Below are 2,252 nucleotides of genomic sequence, written 5' to 3'. Positions count from 1 at the left end.
GCGTACGGCCCGGCGCCCGCGCTGGCATTGGTCGACAAGCTGGTCGCCGGCGGCGAACTCGAGGGCTACCATCTGCTCCCCAGCGTGCGGGGTGAGCTGCTCATCCGGCTCGGGCGGAGGGCCGAGGCCCGAGGCGAACTGCTCGAGGCGGCTCGATTGGCCGGTAACGAACGCGAACGGGCTGTCCTCCTCGCCAAGGCCGGTACTCTGCACCCCTCGTGAGCGGCCCCGCGTGAGCGGCTATGCCGGTCGGGAGGCGCCCAGCCCCACCGCGCCTTCCAGCGCGAGGAGTTCGTTGTCCAGATGATCGAGCAATCGTCGCAGTCCCGGCACGGTGCGCGCGCATGCGGTGAGGCCGAAGGCGATCTCGTCGTCGGTGCTCGTGCAGGTGATATTGAGAGCCTGCCCGTCGACCGGCACCGACAACGGGTACAGGGCGTCGACGCGGGCACCGTTCCAGTACAGCGGGGTTTCCGGACCCGGGACGTTGGAGACGATCACATTGAACGGCGGCCTCCGTAGCGCCCGGTTACCGGTGAGCACCCCGAGCGCGAGCGGTGCGACACCGACCGCACTGGTGGCGAGCCGCGCGATCGTGGACATTCCCCTCATCGCCTGCTTGCCCTCGACCATCGACGAGCGCACCCGATCGAGCCGTTCCCGGGCATCCTCGCGATCGGTGGCCAGCGAACACATCAGGATCGCGAGGCCGTTACCGGCGGACTCCTTGTCCCGGCGCAACGCCACCGGGACCATCGCGACGAGCGAGTCGTCCGGTAGTGCGTCCTGCTCGACGAGGAAAGCGCGCAGGGCACCGGACGACATTGCAAGAACCACATCGTTGACGGTCGCGTCGGCGGCTTTGGCAATCAGACGGAGACGCTCGAGTGGCCACGACCGTGCGGCGAAGCGGCGCGATCCGGCGATGGAAACGTTGAGGATCGTGGACGGCGCGCCCAACGACAGCGAACCGCCACGGTCGTGCAGGGCCCGGTCCACAGTGCCGACGAGCGCCGGGACGAGTCCGACGGCCTCCGAAGCAACGGCCAGCACATCCGAAACCGCACCGCGCGCAGCCCGCACGAGGGCTCCCGGCAGCCCGATGGCCGTACCCACCGCGGACTTCGGAGGCGGTGCGCTGTCGGACACCGCCCAGGGCGCGGGCATGCCGGTCTCGTCGGGATCCGTACTCAGGGCGCGGCGCAGCAACTTCATCGCACCGGCACCGTCCGCGCGAGCGTGGTGGATCTTGACGTAGATCGCGTAGCGCCCGTCGGCGAGTCCTTCGATGAGATGCACTTCCCACAGCGGCCGGGTGCGGTCGAGCAGGGAAGCGTGCAACCGCGAGACCAGCGCCCACAACTCCTCGATCGTGCCCGGCTGCGGGAGCGCGTTGAACCGCACGTGATACTCGACGTCGAAGTGCGGATCCTCTTCCCATGCCCACTGAAGGAAGGTCGCCGGCGACCGGACCGCGCGCTGCCGCCACAGCGGTGCCACCTGATCGTCGCGGTCGAGCGCCTCGACCAACATCGTGTACACGTCGCGGGCATCGGCACCTTCCGGCGGTTGGAGCAGTAGCAGACCCCCGACATGCATCGGATGGTCACGCGACTCTCCGAGCAGGAACATCGAATCGGTCGGTGACATCGGTAACCGCATGCATCGTCTTTCCGCTCCGCGCACAGCGCGGGCTCCCCTCGAGGTGGGCCCCCTGCGGCCCAACCGGCACAAGCACCGCCGGTGAGAGGTCTCACAAAACGGTGCCTTGCTAGACGGTATGAGCAGCCCCCGGCGTTGAGCCAGGGGTTGCGGGCCGGGGCCCCTCTCACCCATGTTCGTGGGTTACCGAGCAGGAAGCCCCCTGCCCGGTCTATCCGACAGTGGTGGGAGGCCCCGGTGTTTACCGAGCGTACGAGCATCGGACTGGACGTGCACGCACGTTCGGTCGCAGCAGCAGCCATCGACGGCGTCACGGGCGAAGTGTTCCAAGCCCAGTTGACCCCGTCGTATGAGCACATCAGGTCGTGGATTTCAGGATTGCCGCGCCCGGTTGCGGTGACCTACGAAGCCGGACCAACCGGGTTCGGGTTGTATCGAGATTTGTCCGCAGCCGGGATCCGGTGGGTCAAGTCCCTGGACGTGGTGTACGGACCGTTGCGTGATTCCTCGTCGGTGAGTCAGGCAGTCAAGGCCGGTGCCACCTCCTCGGTGTNGTTGCTGGCGGCGTTGGCGCACTTGTCGGTACGCGA

1 protein-coding gene and 2 pseudogenes are annotated in these 2,252 nt (G+C 67.9%); 2 read left to right on the top strand and 1 reads right to left on the bottom strand.

Going from position 1 to position 2,252, the window contains the following annotated elements:
• A pseudogene (locus Q8814_RS25805) lies at window positions 1–222 on the top strand (RNA polymerase subunit sigma-24); the annotation flags it as partial.
• 18 nt (window positions 223–240) lie between these two features.
• Here Q8814_RS25805 and Q8814_RS25800 read toward each other — a convergent pair.
• On the bottom strand, window positions 241–1,662 hold the full coding sequence (locus Q8814_RS25800) for a WS/DGAT/MGAT family O-acyltransferase (protein WP_330154779.1): 1,422 nt from the start codon (window positions 1,660–1,662) through the stop codon (window positions 241–243).
• Between the two features lie 237 nt (window positions 1,663–1,899).
• Here Q8814_RS25800 and Q8814_RS26615 point away from each other — a divergent pair.
• Window positions 1,900–2,124: pseudogene (locus Q8814_RS26615) on the top strand (IS110 family transposase); the annotation flags it as partial.
• Window positions 2,125–2,252: the final 128 nt, after the last annotated feature.

The organism is Rhodococcus chondri, from assembly GCF_036327435.1.
GTDB lineage: Bacteria > Actinomycetota > Actinomycetes > Mycobacteriales > Mycobacteriaceae > Rhodococcus > Rhodococcus chondri.
The sequence above is the reverse complement of the archived record's forward strand: the minus strand, read 5'-3'. Positions and strand labels throughout refer to the sequence as shown.